A 17,868-nucleotide genomic window follows, 5' to 3' on the forward strand; every position below is an offset into this window, starting at 1 on the left:
CAGCATGACCGAAACCGCGGCACACCGTCTGCTGCTCGTGCACGCCCACCCTGACGACGAGTCGATCGGCCAGGGCGCCACCATGGCCAAGTACGTCGCGGAGGGTCGCGGCGTCACCCTCGTCACCTGCACGGCGGGCGAGATGGGCGAGATCCTGGTCCCCGAGCTGGAGCACCTGGCCGCCGACAAGGACGATCGCCTCGGTGAGCACCGCCAGGGCGAGCTGGCCGCGGCGATGGCCGCGCTCGGCGTCACCGACCACCGCTTCCTCGGCGGCTTCGGCACCTACCGCGACTCCGGGATGAAGTGGCACGAGGACGGCCACGCGATCGCGGCCGACGACATCCACGACAACGCCTTCTGGCACGCCGACCTGACCGAGGCGGCCAACCACCTCGTCGCGGTCATCCGCGAGGTGCGGCCCCAGGTCCTCGTGACGTACGACGAGTTCGGCGGCTACGGCCACCCCGACCACATCCAGGCCCACCGGGTCGCGATGTACGCGTCGCAGCTCGCCGCCGCGCCGTCGTACCGGCGCGACCTGGGGGAGCCCTGGGACATCGCGAAGATCTACTGGGGGGCGATCTCCGAGAGCCGCATTCGCGAGGGCCTGCGCAGGCTGCGGGCGGCGGGCGACACCACGACCTTCGAGGGCATGGACCCCGACGGCGACCTGCCGGCGATGTTCCGCCCCGACGAGGACATCTCGGCCGAGGTCGACGCCGGCGACTACGTCGAGAAGAAGCTCGACGCCCTGCGCGCGCACGCCACGCAGATCACCACCGACGGGCCGTTCTTCGCGCTGTCCAACAACGTGGGCGCCCAGGCGTTCGGCCGCGAGCAGTTCCGCCTGGTCAAGGGCACGGCCGGTCCGGGGGCGGGCGAGAACGGTTGGGAGACCGACCTCTTCGCCGGGATCCCGGGCTGAGGCCGGGGCGTTGCTCGTGCGCGCCCTCCTCGTCGTCCCCTGCCTCGTGCTGGGCGCCGGCGTCGCGGTGTGCACGGTGCTGCTCCACGGCTACGCGTGGGGCCTCGTGCTCGGCCTGGCCGCGACCGCGGCGTCCCTCGTCGCCCTCCCGGGCGGCTGGTGGGCGCGGCTGCCGTTCGCGGCGGGATGGGTCGCGGCGCTCGGCGTGCTGACCCTGGAGCGCTCCGAGGGCGACTACCTGGTGGCCGGCGACGGCAGCGGCTACGTCCTCCTGGCGGGCGGTGCGGTCGTGCTCGGCGCGGGCTTCGTGGGCCTCCTCCCACGCCGCGCGACGGCTCCGGATGCGGAGCGGCAACCTACTCGTCCTTAGGATGGCGCGCGTGACGCTGTGGGAGTCCGACACCGACACGACGAAGTCCGAGCGCCCCGGAGGCCGGATCGTCGTCGTGGTCATCGTGCTGCTGGCACTGCTCGCCGGCGGTGGGTACGCCGCGGCGTACGGCCTCGCCGGCGATAAGGTCCCGCGCGGCACCAGCATCTCCGGCGTCGACGTCGGCGGGCTGTCCCGCGACGCGGCGATCGCCAAGCTCGAGAAGGCCTTCGGCACGCGGGCCAAGGAGCCGATCGAGGTCACCGTCGCGCAGTCCGCGTCCGCCGACGCGAAGGAGTCCGTCGAGCCCGGCGAGATCGGCCTCGACATCGACTACGCCGCGTCCGTCGACGCGGCCGGCGCCGGCGCCAGCTGGAACCCGCGTCGCCAGTGGGACTACTTCACCGGCGGCAAGGACGTCGACGCCGTCGTCCACATCGACGAGGCCCGCCTCGACGCCAAGCTCACCGCGCTCTCCGAGGGTCTCGGCAAGCCCCCCAAGGACGGCCAGGTCCTCTTCACCGCCGACGGCGTCAAGACCACGCAGCCGGAGGCCGGCGAGGAGGTCGACCGCGACGACGCGTGGACGGCCATCGTCGACGCCTACCTCGGCGACGAGAAGTCCGTCGTCCTCGAGGTCGCTGCCGCGCAGCCCGACATCGACTCGGCCGATGTCGAGGAGGCCGTCGACAGCTTCGCCAACCCGGCGATGGCGCACGCCGTCACGCTGGTGTTCGGCGAGAACGAGATCCGCCTCGCGCCGCGCAAGTTCGCCGCCGTCCTCTCGATGAAGCCCGAGAACGGCAAGCTCGTCCCCGCCGTCGACCAGGCGGCGCTCACCGAGCTCGTCAAGGACGCCACCGCCGACGGCAAGCCGGTCGACGCCACGGTCAAGCTCGTCAAGGGGAAGCCGAAGGTCGTCCCCGCCAAGCCCGGCGTCAGCTTCGACCCGGCCCAGGTCGCCACCGTCTTCCAGGGCCTGCTCACCGCGCCCGAGGACGCCCGCAGCGGCAAGGTCGACGCCGAGGTCGTGGACGCCGACTTCACGACCAAGGACGCCAAGGCGCTCAAGATCGTCGAGAAGGTCTCGGAGTTCTCGACCTACTACCCCCACGCCGACTACCGCAACGTCAACATCGGCCGCGCCGCCGAGCTCGTCGACGGCACCATCCTCAAGCCCGGCGAGGAGTTCTCGCTCAACGGCATCGTCGGCGAGCGCACGGCCGAGAACGGCTTCACCGACGGCTACATCATCAGCAACGGCATCCTCAAGAAGGACCTCGGCGGTGGCGTCTCCCAGATGGCGACGACGACGTTCAACGCGATGTTCTTCGCCGGCCTCAAGGACATCCAGCACAAGCCGCACTCGTTCTACATCGACCGCTACCCGGTCGGCCGCGAGGCCACCGTCGCCTGGCCGACCGTCGACCTGCGCTTCGAGAACGACACCCCCTACGGCATCCTCATCCGCGCCTGGGTGGTGCCGAGCAACTACTCCCGCCAGGGCAAGGTGACCGTCCAGATGTGGTCGACGAAGGTCTGGGACATCGACTCCAAGACCTCCGCCCGCTACGGCTACGTCTCCCCGGCCACCCGCACCCTGACCACCCCGGACTGCGAGGCGCACACCGGCTGGTCGGGCTTCCAGGTCGACGTCACCCGGATCTTCCGCAAGCACAAGGAGTCGGCGGTCGACCACACCGAGAAGTTCCACACGGTCTACACGCCGTCGGACACCGTGGTCTGCAAGAAGCCCGGCCCGCCGCCCGCGGGCGCGGACCCCGGCGACGACTGATCTCCGCGGCCCGGCTCCGGGCCTGTGGATGACCGGTTGCCGACGATTCGCGGTCGATTGATCCTGGTTCCTCGCATCGCATGCTCGGGCGTGCGATTCTCGGAGGAGCAGGAATGTGTCCATCGGATCGGAGTCGCGGATGGCGGTCATGTCCAACGAGCCGCGCCTCGAACGGCGCCGCATGTCGCGCGCGGCGTTCGACGCGCTGCCGCGGGAGGTCCGCGCCGAGTACGTCGGCGGAGTCGCGCTGATGAGTCCGCCGGCGCCTCACGCCCACCAGTACGCCGAGATGCGCATCGCCCGTCTGATCGGCGACGCCCTGCCCCGGCTCCGGGTCGGTACCGAGATGGGGATCGACCTCGGTCACTCGCTCCGCGTCGCGGACGTCGCGGCGTACGCGACGACCGATGACGACGACGGCGACGAGGTCTGGGGACGGGTGCCGCCCGTCCTCGTGGTCGAGGTGCTCTCCCGCACCACCCGCAGCGAGGACCTGATCCGCAAGCCCCGCGAGTACCTGCGCGGCGGCATCGCCCACTACTGGATCCTCGACCGGACCACGCCCGCGCTGACCGCCCTCACCGCACGCGACGACGAGTGGGAGGTCGTGCTCGAGCTCGACGCCGAGCGCCCGCGCGGCACGGTCGAGGTCGTCGGTCACGGGCACGTCGACGTCGACCTGCTCGCCCTGGTGTGACCTCCGCCACCAGTCGCCGTTGAGCAGGGCGTGCGCACCTCTCGGCTCTGGACGTCGTCCCTGCTCGCGACCCTCCTGGTCGGCCTCGGCGGCACGCTCGCCGCGGTGCCGGCAGCCCAGGCGGACACGGTCCTGCCGCCGCTGCCGACGGCGCCCGAGGGCGACGTCCCGGGCGTCAACGACTGGGGCTGCCGGCCGACGGCGGCCCGGCCGGTCCCGGTGGTGCTCGTGCACGGCACGTTCGGCGACCGCCGGCACCTGCTGGAGCGGCTGTCCAAGGCGATCCTGGCGACCGGCTCGTGCCTGTTCTCGCTCGACTACGGCAACCGCGGCACCGACGACGTCGTGCGGGCCGCGGGCCAGCTCAAGACGTTCGTCGACAAGGTGCGGGCGGCGACCGGGGCGGCGAAGGTGTCGCTCGTCGGGCACTCGCAGGGCGGGATGATGCCGCGCTACTACATCAAGAACCTCGGCGGCGCGGCCCACGTCGACGACCTGGTCGGCATCGCGCCCTCCAACCACGGCACCCGGCTGATCCCGTCGGCGAACCCGGTCGCGGCGCTGGTGCCGGGCCTGATCTGCGTGTCCTGCAACCAGCAGGCGTGGGGCTCGGCGTTCCTGCGCGAGCTCAACGCGGGCGACGAGACGCCGGGCGACGTCAGCTACACCCAGATCACCAGCCGGTACGACGAGGTCGTTGTCCCCCACACGTCGGGCTACCTCGCACCCGGCCCGCGCACCACCAACGTGACCATCCAGGACAAGTGCCGCTTCACGATCGCCGAGCACGTCCTCATCCCGATGGACAACGCCGCCATCGGGATGACGCTCGACGCCCTGGCCCACGCGGGGCCGGCCGACCCGTCGTACCAGCCCCGCTGCTGAGAGCCCCGCACGCACAAGCACTTGCTTGGTAGGGTGCCGGCATGACCCCCGTGATCGAAGGCTGGTTCACCACCGGCGACGAGCCGCGGCTGCTCGCGTCGCGCTGCACCACCTGCAGCAACGTCGTGTTCCCGCCGGTCTCCTCCGACGCCGGTGCCGCGGCTTTCTACTGCCGCAACCCCGCCTGCGACGGCCAGGAGCACGACGCCGTCGAGCTCGGGCGCACCGGACGGGTGTGGTCGTACACCGACGCGCAGTACCAGCCGCCGGCCCCCTACATCGCGCCCACCGACCCCTTCGAGCCGTTCGCGCTCGCCGCCGTCGAGCTCCCCGAGGGCATCGTCGTGCTCGGCCAGGTGGCGGCCGGCTACGGCGTCGAGGACCTCAAGGTCGGCGCGCCCGTCGAGCTCGTCGTCGAGACGCTCAACGTCGACGAGACGGGTGAGCGCACCATCTACCGCTGGAAGCCGACGGGGGAGCGCGCATGAGCATCGTGATCGCGGGTGCGGGCATGCACCCCTGGGGCAAGTGGGGCCGCAACTTCACCGAGTACGGCGTGCACGCCGCCCGCGCCGCGCTCAAGGACGCCGGCATCGCCTGGAGCGACGTCGACCTGGTCGTCGGCGGCGAGACCGTCCGCAACGGGTACGCCGGCTACGTCGCCGGCTCCACCTTCGCCCAGGCGCTCGGCTGGAACGGCGCGCGGATCGCGACGTCGTACGCGGCCTGCGCGACGGGCGCCCAGGCGATCGACACCGCCCGCGCCCGGATCATGGCGGGTCTCTCCGAGGTCGCCCTCGTCGTCGGTGCCGACACCACGCCCAAGGGCTTCCTCGCCCCCAACGCGGGCGAGCGCTGGAACGACCCCGACTGGCTGCGCTTCCGGCTGCTCGGCATGACCAACCCGGCGTACTTCGCGCTCTACGCGCGCCGCCGGATGGACCTCTACGGCGCCACCAGCGAGGACTTCGCGCAGGTGAAGGTCAAGAACGCCCGGCACGGCCTCGAGAACCCCTATGCGCGCTTCCGCAAGGAGTCGACCGTCGCCGACGTCCTCGCCTCGCCCGTCGTCTCGGACCCCCTGCACCTGCTCGACATCTGCGCGACCTCCGACGGCGCCGCGGCCGTCGTCCTGGTGAGCGCCGAGTACGCCAAGAAGCACGGCATCGCCCAGCCGGTGAAGGTCGCCGCCGTCTCGACGGTCACCCCGACCTTCCCGAACACGGTCATCGACATGCCCCTGCTCGCCACGGACTCGTCCGCCGTGACCGGCGTGCCGGACCACACGTTCAAGGAGTCGATCGCGCGCGCGGCGTACGAGGAGGCGGGGATCGACCCCTCCGACGTCGACGTGGCCGAGGTCTACGACCTCTCCACCGCCCTCGAGCTCGACTGGATCGAGGACCTCCAGCTCTGCCGGCGCGGCGAGGCCGAGGCCCTGCTCCGGGCCGGCGACACCACGATCGGCGGCCGGATCCCGGTCAACCCGTCGGGTGGCCTGGCGTGCTTCGGCGAGGCCGTCCCGGCCCAGGCGATCGCCCAGGTCTGCGAGCTCACCTGGCAGCTGCGCGGCCAGGCCACCGGGCGTCAGGTCGAGGGCGCCAAGGTCGGCATCACCGCCAACCAGGGCCTGTTCGGGCACGGCTCGTCGGTGCTGCTCTCGGTCTGAGCCCCACCCGCTCGCTCGGCGGGCGAGAAATCGGCGTTCTGCGCACGTCTCGGCCGGATCCCTCGCCGTCCGCCTGATCCTGTCTCACCCTGATCCTCTCGGATCGGGGCGACAGGAGAAGGTCATGGACAGACGGATCGGACGAGCCGCCGCCGGCGCGCTGGCGGCGGCAGTGCTCAGCGTGCTGGTCGGCGTCTCGGCGGCGGCGCCGGCGCAGGCCGACTGCGTGCGGCAGTGGAAGAACACGGCGCTCAACCCGGCGAACTCGGAGACGTTCAACGCGAGTATCGGGTGCGACGGCCTCTGGGGCATCCAGTCGACGACGGAGGTCGAGCGGGTTCGCGGGCAGTACTACGTCGACGGTGAGTGGCGCTACAGCGCCACGTACAGCTGGCGGACGTTCTCGTCGAGCGACTCCGAGGCGAAGCTCATCGGCAACACGGTCGACGGCCGCCGGCTGCGCGGTGAGACGTACTGGAACCGTCAGGACATCCGGTACCGGTTCTGATGGAGACGCGCGCTCGGATCGCCGCGCTGTGCTGCGGCTTGCTGCTCGCGGCGGGCTGCTCGCCGAGCGGCACTGAGGCGCCGGGGGAGGGGCCCTCCCGCGGGCGAGACAGTGCCCTGGCGGGTGACCCGCAGGTGCTGCAGGACGTGGTCGACGCGTCCTTCACGCTGCCGGGGCGCTCCCAGCTGCGCCGGATGAGGGTGGAGCGGTTCGCTCGGGGCTGGGGCATCGAGCGCTGCGGCGGCAAGGCGCCGCCGTTGGACGGGACCGCCGACCGGTTCGAGCAGGCCCTCTACCCGGACCTCGACCTGATCCGCCGCAAGGGGATCAACGAGTCCGTCGAGAAGATCGACTACGGTCGCGAGGACTGCCAGGTCGGTGACCAGATCGGCAAGCGGATGCCCTCCTTCTGGGACTGGGCCAAGCTCGCGATCCCGTGGGACGAGGTCACCCAGACGGTGGTCCAGGACGCATCGCTCGTGCCGGTCAAGGACGCGATGGCGACCTGCCTGCGGGACCGGACCGGGCTCGAGGTGTCCGACGACGACCCTGCTGGCTCCTTCATGGGGTCCGTCGACCGCTCGTTCCTCCTGTCCGACAGCGTGGCGAAGATGATGGACTACTCCGTCGCCTTCGCCGACTGCGGCGAGGACTACTACGCCGGCCTGCGCCGGCTCCTCGAGAAGAAGCGCCCCGCCCTCATCGAGCGGCACCGCGAGGTCCTGGAGAAGTTCGCCGCCGAGCTGGTGGAGCTCGGCTATGTCCCCTGACCCCGCGCGGCGGTTCGCGACCGGCGTGGCCGGAGCCCTGGTGGTGTCGGTGGTGTGGCTGGGTGTGACGGCAGCGACCACGACGACGCCGGGGGAGGCGCGGGAGCGGCGGGCGGCGCCGCGGCTGCCGGTCCCGGTCGCGGCGCTGCGCGTCGTCGACTTCCCCGCGCGCGGAGGTGCCCCGGCGGGCCCGGCGCTCGCGGCGCCGGCCGGCGCGGTCGAGACGGCGGGGGACGGCACGAGCCGGGTCGAGGTGGTCGACGGCGACCGGCGGCGGGCGGTCCCGGTCACGATCGGCCGCACCGCGGACGGACTGGTCGAGGTCGCCGGTGCCGGGCTCGGCGAGGGCGACGCGGTGCGGCTCCACGCGGCACCGGTCCGGGGCGGAGGGCCCTGAGGTGGCGGCGCTGATCGAGCTGCGGGGCATCGGGCTCGAGGTCGCGGCGCCGGTGCCGACCCGGATCCTGCACCCCCTCGCCCTCGACGTCGCCGCAGGGACGTTCGTCGCGGTGGTCGGCCCGTCGGGTGCCGGGAAGACGACCCTGGCGTCGATCGTCGGGGCCCTGCAGCGGCCGTCCGAGGGCTCCTACCGGTACGACGGCGACGAGCTCACCGGCCGCGGTCTCGCGGCGCTGGCGCGGTTCCGGGCGCAACGGCTCGGTTTCGTGTTCCAGGGCTCCCACCTGATCGACGAGCGGACGACGCTCGCGAACGTCGAGCTCGGCATCACCACCCCCGGCGTAGGACGTCCGCAGCGCGAGGCCACCAGCGCCGAGGCACTGAGCTGGGTCGGGCTGGGCGACGACGTCGCGCGGCGCCGGGCGGGCGACCTGTCCGGCGGCGAGCGGCACCGGGTGGCGATCGCGCGGGCGCTGGTCAAGGAGCCGCAGGTGGTGATCGCCGACGAGCCGACCGCGGCGCTCGACCAGCCCACCGGGCAGGCGATCCTGGCACTGCTGGCCCGGGCGACCGAGCGCGGCGCGACGGTCGTCGTCGTCACCCACGACGAGCGCGCGGCCGCGATGGCCGACCAGGTGGTCACCCTCGTCGACGGCCGCCGCACGTGAGCCACGGCCACCGCGCGACCGAGACCGCGCGGCTGCTGGCCGACGCGGCGGCGTCCCTTCTGCTGCGGCCCGGGCACACGCTGGGGATGATCTCCGGCATCCTCCTCGGCGTCGCGAGCGCGGTCGGGGCGGTCACGATCGCCGATACCCAGCAGGCGCAGATCGACCTGCGCTTCGACCTCCAGCGCTCGGGGATCGTCGCGCTCGAGGCGACGACGCCCACGAAAGCGGGCTTCCCGGCCGACGGGATCGCGCGGGTCGCCGCGCTCGACCCGGTCGCCGCCGTGGGTGAGCTCTCCCGCTGGAACGACCGGGCGACCGTGGCACAGCCCGCGGCCGAGGACGGCCTGCTCGCGCCCGTCCTGGTCGGCGATCGGGGCGGCCTCGACGCCACGGGCACCACGGTCGTCGCGGGCGCCCCGGCCGCCGCCCTCGACGACCCGGCCGCCACCGGCACCGCCTGGCTCGGCGAGCGCCTCGCCGCCCGGCTCGGGTTCACCGATCCTGCCGCGGGCACGGCGACGGTCGTGGTCGACGGCGTCCCCTTCACCGTCGTCGGCACGGTCCGCAACGGCGGCAGCTTCGGCTACGTCTCCGGCGCCGTGCTGCTGTCCCGGCCGAGCGCGGTCGCCGGCCTGAGGACGACCGGGAGCAACGTCCGGGTGATGGCGAAGGTCCGGCCCGGCTCGGCCGCCGTGGTCGCCGACTACATGCTGGCCGCGGTCGACCCGACCCGCCGGCTCACGCTCGAGAACGTCACCCCGCCCGACGGCGAGATCCTGCTCGGCAACGTCGGCGGCGACCTGCGCCGGGTCGGCGCCGCGCTCGGCGGCTTCATCGGCCTGGTCGGGATGATCACCGTCGCCAACACCCTGTCCCTGTCGGTCTACCAGCGCCGCCGCGAGCTCGGCCTGCGCTCGGCCATGGGGTGGAGCCGGCGCCGGATCGGGCTCCTCGTGCTCACCGAGTCCGGGCTGGCGGGCGCCGTGGCCGGCGTCCTCGGCAGCGCGCTCGGCGTGGCCGCGGCCGCCCTCTGGTGCCGGCTGCACGACTGGGAGCTGGTGATGGCGCGCGAGCTGCCGCTGCTGGTGGTCGGCGGCGCGGTCCTGGCCAGCCTGGCCGGCGGGCTGCTCCCGGCCGTCCGCGCGGCGTCGACGTCGCCGCTGGCCGCGATGCGCTCCTGAGGGGGACGGCTCAGGCGGCCGGCGGCCGGATCTCCCAGACCACGTGCTCGCCGGTGAGCCCCTTGAGCTCGACCGCCTCGCGCTCGACCAGCTCGACGGCCGCGTCGTCGTCCAGGGCGTCGCGGACGGCGTCGCTGGCGAGGATCTCGCCGCCCAGCGCGAGATCGGCGACCCGGGCGGCCATGGCGACGTTGCGGCCGAAGTAGTCGCCGTCGCGCGCGACGACCTGTCCGGTGTGGATGCCGATCCGGACCTGGACCGGGCCGTGCCGGCGCAGCGTCAGGTCGCGGGGGAGGTCGCGCTGGATGCCGAGCGCGGCCCGGCAGGCCGCCTCGGCATCGCGGAAGGCGACCATGAAGCCGTCGCCGGCGGTCTTGACCACCTGGCCGCGGTACTGCTCGATCCGGGTGCGCAGCACCCGGTCGTGGGCGGCGAGGACCTTGATCCAGGTGCTGTCGCCGAGCCGGTCGTTGAGCGGCGTGGAGTCCTCGATGTCGGAGAAGAACAGGGTGACCGTGCCGTCGGAGGCGGCCATGTTGAGGATGTCGGCGCGCTCGTCGTCGCTGGCCCAGGTCTGCAGGTCCTCGACGGTGCTCTGGATCAGCCCGGTGATGCCGTGCGAGCGGACCTTCGAGGCGGTCCGGATGACCCGCCGCATCGCCCGCTCCGCCGAGTTGGACGGCGGGGGCGGGCGCAGGGCGGCGTCGAGGTCGGCCTCGAGCTGCGTCATCCGCGCCCGGGTGTCGGCCAGCACCCGCTGGAGCCGGGCGCGGTCGCGGGCGAACGCCACCACCACGCCGGCCAGCAGGACGCACACGACGCCGAGGAGGATCGCCACGCTCGAAGCGTAGAGCGGCGACAGCCGTTGTGTGTCCGCAGTAGCGTGAGACGGTGACCACTTCGGCCCCCGCGATCACCACTCTCGGCGCCCTCCGCGCCTCCGGCCACCAGCAGCAGACGCTCCGCGCCGAGCTGCGCACCAACCTCCTCGACCGGCTCGCCCGCGGCGAGAATCCGTGGCCCGGCCTGCACGGGCTCGAGGACACCGTCATCCCGCAGCTCGAGCGGGCGATCATCGCCGGCCACGACGTCGTCCTGCTGGGCGAGCGGGGGCAGGGCAAGACCCGGCTGCTGCGCACGCTGATCGGGCTCCTCGACGAGTGGACGCCGGTCATCGACGGCTCCGAGCTGGGGGAGCACCCCTACGAGCCGATCACCGTCGCCTCCCGGCGCCGGGCCGCCGAGCTCGGCGACGAGCTGCCGGTCGCCTGGCGGCACCGCTCCGAGCGGTACGCCGAGAAGCTGGCCACGCCCGACACGAGCGTCGCCGACCTGATCGGCGACGTCGACCCGATGAAGGTCGCCGAGGGCCGCTCGCTGGGCGACCCCGAGACGATCCACTTCGGCCTGATCCCCCGCTCCCACCGGGGCATCGTCGCGATCAACGAGCTGCCCGACCTCGCCGAGCGCATCCAGGTCGCGATGCTCAACGTGATGGAGGAGCGCGACATCCAGATCCGCGGCTACGTGCTGCGGCTGCCGCTCGACGTCTTCGTCGTCGCCTCGGCCAACCCCGAGGACTACACCAACCGCGGCCGGATCATCACCCCGCTCAAGGACCGCTTCGGCGCCGAGATCCGCACCCACTACCCCAACGCGCTCTCGGCCGAGATCGCCGTCATCCGCCAGGAGGCGGACCTGCTCACCGAGCAGGTCGACGTCCCCGACTTCCTGGTCGAGATCCTGGCGCGCTTCACCCGCAACCTGCGCGAGTCCAGCGCGGTCGACCAGCGCTCCGGCGTCTCGGCGCGCTTCGCGATCGCGGGTGCCGAGACCGTCGCCGCCGCGGCCCTGCGCCGCGCGACCATCCACGGCGAGGACCGCGCGGTGGCCCGGGTCGTCGACCTCGAGACCGCGGTCGACGTCCTCGGCGGCAAGATCGAGTTCGAGTCGGGCGAGGAGGGGCGCGAGAACGAGATCCTCACGCACCTGCTCCGCACGGCGACCGCCGAGACCGTCCGCGAGCGCTTCCGCGGGCTCGACTTCGCGCTGCTCGTCGGCGCGATCGAGGAGGGCGCCACCGTCACGACCGGCGGTGCGGTGACCGCTCGCGACGTCCTCACCGGCCTGCCCGTGCTGGGCGAGTCCGACCTCTACGACCAGGTCTGCGAGCGGGTCAACGGCACCGGCGGCGGGACGACCGACGGCGAGCGCGCCGCGGCCATCGAGCTCGCGCTCGAGGGGCTCTTCCTGGCCCGCAAGATCGGCAAGGACTCCGACGGATCCGAGACGGTCTATGGCTGACCTCTCCCCGTTCGGCGTGCGCGCCGCGGCCGGCACCCTCCGCCGCGGCGAGGGCGTCGTGCTGCCGCACGCGTGGACCGACGACGGCGTCCTCGCCGCGCCGGCCGCCAACGGGGCCCAGGTGCTCCACCTCTCCGTCGCGCTGTGCGTGCTCAACGACACCTACCGCGAGGCCGAGCGGCTCGGCGTGCCGCTCGCGGGGGTGGCGGTGACCGCCGACGGCGGCTTCGACGAGGCGTGGAGCTCGACCGGCATCCACTACGCCGTCGAGGTCGACAGCGCCGGCGATCCCGACCGGCTCACCCGGCTGCACGCGATCGTCGACGAGGTGGCCGAGATCCCGCGGGCGCTGCGCGCCGGCGCCGACGTACGAAGGAGCGCGACATGAGCCGCTACCGCCGCTACGACGGCGGCGATCCGCTCGCCCCGCCGATCGACCTCGCCGAGGCGCTCGACGCGATCGGCGAGGACGTGATGGCCGGCTACAGCCCCGAGCGCGCGATGCAGGAGTTCCTGCGCCGTGGCGGGCAGGACCAGACCGGGCTCGACGACCTCGCGCGCCGGGTCGCGGAGCGGCGCCGCGAGCTGCTCCAGCAGCACCACCTCGACGGCACGCTCGACGAGGTCCGCGAGCTCCTCGAGCAGGCGGTCCTCGAGGAGCGCAAGCAGCTGGCCCGCGACGCGATGATGGACGACGGCGACCGCGCCTTCCGCGAGATGCGCATGGAGAACCTGCCGGCCTCCCCGGCCGCCGCGGTCACCGAGCTCGCCGACTACGACTGGCAGTCGCGCGAGGCCCGTGAGGCCTACGAGCAGATCAAGGACCTGCTCGGCCGCGAGCTCCTCGACCAGCGCTTCGCCGGCATGAAGGAGGCGCTCGAGAACGCCACCGACGCCGACCGGCAGGCGATCGACGAGATGCTCGGCGACCTCAACGACCTCCTCGAGAAGCACGCACGGGGAGAGGACACCCCCGAGGACTTCTCCGACTTCATGGCCAAGCACGGCCAGCACTTCCCCGAGAACCCCCAGGACATCGACGAGCTGCTCGACGCGCTCGCCCAGCGCTCCGCGGCGGCCCAGCGGATGCTCAACTCGATGACCGCCGAGCAGCGCGCCGAGCTGATGCAGCTCTCGGCCCAGGCCTTCGGCTCCCCGGCGCTGATGCAGCAGCTCGACCGGCTCGACCAGAACCTCATGTCCCTGCGTCCCGGCGAGGACTGGGGCGGCTCCGAGCAGTTCGGCGGCGGTGAGGGCCTCGGCCTGGGCGACGGCACCGGCGTCCTCCAGGACCTCGCCGACCTCGACGCACTGGCCGACCAGCTCGCCCAGTCGTACGGCGGCGCCCGGCTCGACGACGTCGACCTCGACAAGCTCGCCCGTCAGCTCGGCAACGAGGCCGCGGTCGACGCCCGCAAGCTGCAGGAGCTCGAGCAGGCGCTGCGCCGCTCCGGCGCCATGGAGCGCGGCTACGACGGCGAGCTGCGGCTCACGCCCAAGGCCATGCGCCAGCTCGGCAAGGCGCTGCTGCGCGACGTCGCGCAGCGGATGTCGGGGCGCCAGGGCCAGCGCGACCTGCGCCAGGCCGGCGCCGCCGGCGATCTCTCCGGCGCCACCCGCTCGTGGGAGTTCGGCGACACCGAGCCCTGGGACCTGCCGCGGACCATGCTCAACGGCGTCCTGCGCCGGGCCGGCGACCCCGGCGGACGGCTGCTCGCGATCGACGACGTCGAGGTCGCCGAGACCGAGGCGCGCACGCAGGCCGCGGTCGCGCTCTGCGTCGACACCAGCTTCTCGATGGCGATGGACGGCCGCTGGGTGCCGATGAAGCAGACCGCCCTCGCGCTGCACACGCTGATCGGCACCCGCTTCCGCGGCGACGACCTCGAGCTGATCGGCTTCGGCCGGCACGCCCAGACGATGCGGATCGAGGAGCTGACCGCGCTCGACGCACGGTGGGCCAAGGGCACCAACCTGCACCACGCGCTGCTGCTGGCCAACCGGCACTTCCGCAAGCACCCGAACGCCCAGCCGGTGCTCCTCATCGTCACCGACGGCGAGCCGACCTCGCACCTCGAGTCGAGCGGCGACGTCTTCTTCTCCTACCCGCCGCACCCGACGACCATCGCGCTCGCCGTCCGCGAGCTCGACAACGCGCGCCGGCTCGGGGCGCAGACGACCTTCTTCCGGTTGGGGGAGGACCCCGGTCTGGCCCGGTTCATCGAGTCGATGGCGCGCCGGGTCGACGGTGCCGTGATCGCTCCCGAGGCCGACGACCTCGGTGCCGCCGTGGTGGGCTCGTACCTCGGCTCGCGCCGGGGCGGACGCGGCCGCTCCGGCGGTCCGGACGGCCCCGGCACCTATGGGGACTGGTTCGGCTCGCGGGGCTTCTGGGTGGGCTGACCTGGCTGACGCGGCTGGTCGCGGACCCGCGGGAATCGCGGATTCGCGAACAGAACGGGGCCTTCCGGTTTCGCCGCGGAGGGCCCCGGGCAGCGGTGCTCCATGGACCTGCACCGCGCCGACGACGACGTCGTCGCCGACGACCCCTTCTGGTCGGTCGTCCGCCGCCGCCACCCCGACCTGACCGTCGTCCTGCTCCCCGAGGAGCCTCCGGACGACCGCCCACCCACCCCACCCGACGAGGCGCGGGCCCGCGCGACACGGCTGGCGCAGGCCTGGGCTGCGCTCGCGCCGGTCCTGGCCGCGACCGGCGTCCCCGGGGTGACGGTCACCCCGCCGAGCGTGCGCTGGGCGGTCCGTGACGACGGCGAGGCGCTCGTGCTCGACAAGGCGCTGCCAGGAGCCGGCCCCGAGCTGCTCGCCGCGACCGCGCTCCGGCTGGGCGAGCGCGGCTGGCGGCTGCGGCCCGGCTCCCGGGGCGGGGCGGCCCGGCTCGACGCCACCGACGGCCACCTCGAGCTGACCGGCCGCTCCGGGGCCGCCGCGACCACGCTCAGCCTGGCTGCGCCCGCCGTGCGCCTGCCCGACGACGTCCGGCGCGAGGTGCGCGACGGCCTGGTCGCGCTCGTGGCCGGGGGTGCGTCGTGACCGCCCGGCTCGACGTCCCGTTCGCCGTCGTCCAGCAGGCCCGGCAGCGCTGGGACGTCGCCGGCGACGAGCTCGACGGTGCCTGGCGGCGCCTGGCCACGACCTCCACCGCCGAGCTCGACACCGACGTCGTCGCTGCCGTCGAGGGCTTCCGCGAGCCGTGGGCCGACGAGCTCAAGGCGGCGGCCGAGCAGGCGTCGGGCTATGCGGCCGAGATCGTCTACTTCCGCGGGTTGGTCGTCGTCGCCGACCAGGAGCAGGCCGAGCGGCTCCGCTCGCTGCTGCCGTGGGCCCAGCACGACGCCGCGGTCACGGGCGGGTGAGGGTGCGATGACGATCATCCACGTCCCGGCGCACGTCCCGGCCTGCCCGATCATGGTCTCCACGCCGGTCGGCGCCCAGCGGCTCGGCACCGACCTGCGCGCCGTCGCGGTCGCGGTCAAGAACGTCCAGGGGTGGGCGAGCTCGATCTCCGCGCCCGAGTGGGAGGGCGACACCGCCGACGCCCACGACCACGCGGCGACCCGGTTCGCCGTCCGCCTCGACGGCGCCGAGGCCGCGCTCGACCGGGCGGTCACCGCGGCCGACCTGTTCGAGGAGCGGCTCGCCGCCCTCTTCGAGAGGCGCACGACCCTCACCGCCGAGCGCGCCGAGGTCAATGCCGACATCGACACGCTGAGCACCGAGATCGCCGCGGCGACCGACGAGAGCCGGGTGCCGGAGTTCGAGCGCCGCGCGGCCCGGCTGACCACACGGGCCGACGGTCTCGTCGCGCGCATCGACACCTGGGTCCGCGACCGCGACGCCGCCGAGGCCGACCTGGTGGCGGCGCTGCGCGGCGTCGACACCGTCGCCGAGGGGGTGCAGGCGGCCGCCGATCCGGGCCGCCCCGACGTCGCCGCGCTCACCACCCGGCTGCGCGGGCTGCGCGGCGACCCCACCGGACTCGCCGCCTGGTGGGCGACGCTCAGCCGGGCCGAGCAGGAGGCACTCACCACCGAGCACCCCGAGCTCGTCGGCAACGCCGACGGGCTGCCGATCACCGACCGCGACGAGGCCAACCGGGCCGCACTGGGCCGCGACCTCGACTACCTCACCCAGCGCCGCGACGACGGCCAGCTGAGCGCGGCCGAGAAGCGGGTCCTCGAGAACGCGACCTACGTCCGCGACGCGCTCGGCGAGTACGCCGACCAGATCGACCCCGAGACCGGCGCGGCGCTGGCCAACGTGGTGGTCTACCAGCCGGGGCTGCACTCCGGCGACGGCGGCATCGCGATCAGCTTCGGCAATCCCGACACCGCCGACCACGTCTCGGTCAACGTCCCCGGGCTGACCTCCGAGACGTCGAGCACCTCGGGCAACCTGGCCAAGACGCTCGCGCTCCACCAGGCGGCGCTCGACGAGGGCAAGGGCACCGTGGCGTCGGTCTACTGGCTCGACTACGACGCGCCGAGCGGCAACCCGATCAACCCGTTCGACCCGCTCGGCCAGCTCGACTTCGGCGGGGTCGCGCTCACCGACAAGGCCGAGGCCGGCGGCGAGCGGTTCGGCGACTTCATCGACGGCCTGCGTGCCTCCGACGAGGGCGACCGGGCGCACCTGACCGCCATCGGGCACAGCTACGGCTCCACCGCGGTCGGCTACGCCCTCCACGACGGACTCCCGGTCGACGACGCGATCATCATCGGCAGCCCCGGGCAGCCCACCGGCACCGCCGCCGAGCTCACCGGCGCCGACGTCTGGGTGGGCAGCATGGACCACGACCCGGTCTCGCTGCTCGGCACCGGCGACCGGGGCGGCATCGGCGCGCTCGGGCACGACCCGGCCGACGTCGACTTCGGCGGCCACCGCTTCGAGACGGGCGACGGGGCGCTGCGGGTCGAGAAGCTCCTCGACAACCACTCGTCGTACTTCTCGGGGACCTCGCTCGACAACATGGCGCACGTCGTCGCCGGCAACGAGGGCGAGGTGAGCTACCAGCCGGGGCGCGGGGCCCCGGGTGGCGACTACCTCACGCTGAGCGAGCTGCTGGCCGTCTCGACGACCGCGACGGTGGGCGACGGCCTGCTGGCGGGCGGCACGTGGCTCCTCGAGCACCTGCGCCCGGGTGGGATCATGGTGCCATGATGCGCGCGCTCGGGACCGTGCCCCTCACGCTGCTGCTCGCGCTCGGCCTCGGTGGGTGCGGTGGCAACGACGACGACAGCCGCCAGGCGGTCGAGGACGCCGTCCGGCAGGCCGACGAGACCATCGACGGCGTGGTGCACCAGGTGGCGGCGGCCCTCCACCTCGCGGGCGCGCAGGGCAGCCGCTCGTTCACGATCTGCGGCGAGAGCTACGCCCCGCGCGGCGTGGTGATGCAGAACTTCCTGCGGTTCACGGCGTCCGGCGAGCTGACCCAGGAGAACGCCTTCGTCGCGACCGTCGGCCTCCTCCGCGACGACGGCTGGACGGTCGACGACCCCGCCAACCGGGTGTCGGTCGTGGGCACCAAGGGCCCGCTCACGCTGCGCGTCGAGATCCACCCGACCCTGGTGCAGGTGGGGGTCACGGCGCCGTGCATCGAGACGTCCGATGACATCGCCGAGGAGTACGCCGACAGGCCCACCGCCGACCTCACCTGGTCCTCGTAGAGTGCGG

At 73.5% G+C, this 17,868-nt stretch carries 20 protein-coding genes; 19 read left to right on the plus strand and 1 reads right to left on the minus strand.

Translation table 11 applies throughout. From position 1 onward, the window contains the following. The first annotated feature begins 4 nt into the window (after positions 1–4). From mshB to BM223_RS05610, 12 genes are all read left to right on the plus strand, one after another. Positions 5–928, plus strand: a complete 924-nt coding sequence (mshB, locus tag BM223_RS05555) for an N-acetyl-1-D-myo-inositol-2-amino-2-deoxy-alpha-D-glucopyranoside deacetylase (protein ID WP_038685123.1) — start codon at positions 5–7, stop codon at positions 926–928. 16 nt (positions 929–944) lie between these two features. Continuing rightward, positions 945–1,298: a hypothetical protein gene (locus tag BM223_RS05560; RefSeq protein ID WP_052138936.1), complete on the plus strand. Its 354-nt coding sequence runs from the start codon at positions 945–947 to the stop codon at positions 1,296–1,298. Positions 1,299–1,308: 10 nt separating this feature from the next. Further along, entirely contained in the window at positions 1,309–3,093 is a 1,785-nt protein-coding gene (locus BM223_RS05565) for a VanW family protein (protein ID WP_143128550.1), read from the plus strand. Between the two features lie 115 nt (positions 3,094–3,208). Beyond that, on the plus strand, positions 3,209–3,790 hold the full coding sequence (locus BM223_RS05570) for a Uma2 family endonuclease (protein ID WP_038680976.1): 582 nt from the start codon (positions 3,209–3,211) through the stop codon (positions 3,788–3,790). Between the two features lie 30 nt (positions 3,791–3,820). Next, entirely contained in the window at positions 3,821–4,675 is an 855-nt protein-coding gene (locus BM223_RS05575; RefSeq protein ID WP_075018474.1) for an esterase/lipase family protein, read from the plus strand. Between the two features lie 41 nt (positions 4,676–4,716). Continuing rightward, positions 4,717–5,163 (plus strand): Zn-ribbon domain-containing OB-fold protein, encoded by a 447-nt coding sequence (locus BM223_RS05580; protein WP_038680974.1) that lies wholly within the window; start codon positions 4,717–4,719, stop codon positions 5,161–5,163. Then, positions 5,160–6,344, plus strand: coding sequence for a lipid-transfer protein (locus tag BM223_RS05585; RefSeq protein ID WP_038680972.1), 1,185 nt, complete (start codon positions 5,160–5,162; stop codon positions 6,342–6,344). The genes BM223_RS05580 and BM223_RS05585 overlap by 4 nt, the downstream gene beginning before the upstream one ends. A 124-nt stretch (positions 6,345–6,468) precedes the next feature. Beyond that, entirely contained in the window at positions 6,469–6,852 is a 384-nt protein-coding gene (locus tag BM223_RS05590; protein ID WP_038680970.1) for a hypothetical protein, read from the plus strand. Then, positions 6,852–7,622: a hypothetical protein gene (locus tag BM223_RS05595; protein ID WP_038680967.1), complete on the plus strand. Its 771-nt coding sequence runs from the start codon at positions 6,852–6,854 to the stop codon at positions 7,620–7,622. The genes BM223_RS05590 and BM223_RS05595 overlap by 1 nt, the downstream gene beginning before the upstream one ends. Beyond that, on the plus strand, positions 7,612–8,019 hold the full coding sequence (locus BM223_RS28270) for a hypothetical protein (protein WP_038680964.1): 408 nt from the start codon (positions 7,612–7,614) through the stop codon (positions 8,017–8,019). The genes BM223_RS05595 and BM223_RS28270 overlap by 11 nt, the downstream gene beginning before the upstream one ends. 1 nt (position 8,020) lies before the next feature. After that, positions 8,021–8,689 (plus strand): ABC transporter ATP-binding protein, encoded by a 669-nt coding sequence (locus tag BM223_RS05605; RefSeq protein WP_038680962.1) that lies wholly within the window; start codon positions 8,021–8,023, stop codon positions 8,687–8,689. Then, the gene (locus BM223_RS05610) at positions 8,686–9,873 is read left to right on the plus strand and encodes an ABC transporter permease (RefSeq protein WP_038680960.1); all 1,188 of its coding nucleotides are present in this window, start codon (positions 8,686–8,688) and stop codon (positions 9,871–9,873) included. Before BM223_RS05605 ends, BM223_RS05610 begins: the two co-directional genes overlap by 4 nt. Before the next feature lie 10 nt (positions 9,874–9,883). Here BM223_RS05610 and BM223_RS05615 read toward each other — a convergent pair whose 3' ends face one another. Continuing rightward, positions 9,884–10,711, minus strand: a complete 828-nt coding sequence (locus tag BM223_RS05615) for an adenylate/guanylate cyclase domain-containing protein (protein ID WP_052138934.1) — start codon at positions 10,709–10,711, stop codon at positions 9,884–9,886. Between the two features lie 53 nt (positions 10,712–10,764). Here BM223_RS05615 and BM223_RS05620 point away from each other — a divergent pair, with 53 nt between their 5' ends. From BM223_RS05620 to BM223_RS05650, 7 genes are all read left to right on the plus strand, one after another. Further along, positions 10,765–12,177 (plus strand): MoxR family ATPase, encoded by a 1,413-nt coding sequence (locus BM223_RS05620; protein ID WP_038680956.1) that lies wholly within the window; start codon positions 10,765–10,767, stop codon positions 12,175–12,177. Further along, positions 12,170–12,565, plus strand: coding sequence for an OsmC family protein (locus tag BM223_RS05625; protein WP_038680954.1), 396 nt, complete (start codon positions 12,170–12,172; stop codon positions 12,563–12,565). The genes BM223_RS05620 and BM223_RS05625 overlap by 8 nt, the downstream gene beginning before the upstream one ends. Beyond that, entirely contained in the window at positions 12,562–14,580 is a 2,019-nt protein-coding gene (locus BM223_RS05630) for a vWA domain-containing protein (protein WP_038680952.1), read from the plus strand. The genes BM223_RS05625 and BM223_RS05630 overlap by 4 nt, the downstream gene beginning before the upstream one ends. A 102-nt stretch (positions 14,581–14,682) precedes the next feature. After that, complete coding sequence (locus tag BM223_RS05635) at positions 14,683–15,228, plus strand: hypothetical protein (protein ID WP_038680944.1); 546 nt, start codon at positions 14,683–14,685, stop codon at positions 15,226–15,228. Further along, positions 15,225–15,551 (plus strand): hypothetical protein, encoded by a 327-nt coding sequence (locus BM223_RS28275; protein WP_038680942.1) that lies wholly within the window; start codon positions 15,225–15,227, stop codon positions 15,549–15,551. Before BM223_RS05635 ends, BM223_RS28275 begins: the two co-directional genes overlap by 4 nt. 7 nt (positions 15,552–15,558) lie before the next feature. After that, the gene (locus BM223_RS05645) at positions 15,559–17,355 is read left to right on the plus strand and encodes an alpha/beta hydrolase (RefSeq protein WP_038680940.1); all 1,797 of its coding nucleotides are present in this window, start codon (positions 15,559–15,561) and stop codon (positions 17,353–17,355) included. Next, on the plus strand, positions 17,352–17,861 hold the full coding sequence (locus tag BM223_RS05650) for a hypothetical protein (RefSeq protein WP_141267329.1): 510 nt from the start codon (positions 17,352–17,354) through the stop codon (positions 17,859–17,861). Before BM223_RS05645 ends, BM223_RS05650 begins: the two co-directional genes overlap by 4 nt. Positions 17,862–17,868 lie beyond the last annotated feature (7 nt).

Source organism: Pimelobacter simplex, assembly GCF_900114845.1.
In the GTDB taxonomy this organism is placed as follows: domain Bacteria; phylum Actinomycetota; class Actinomycetes; order Propionibacteriales; family Nocardioidaceae; genus Nocardioides; species Nocardioides simplex.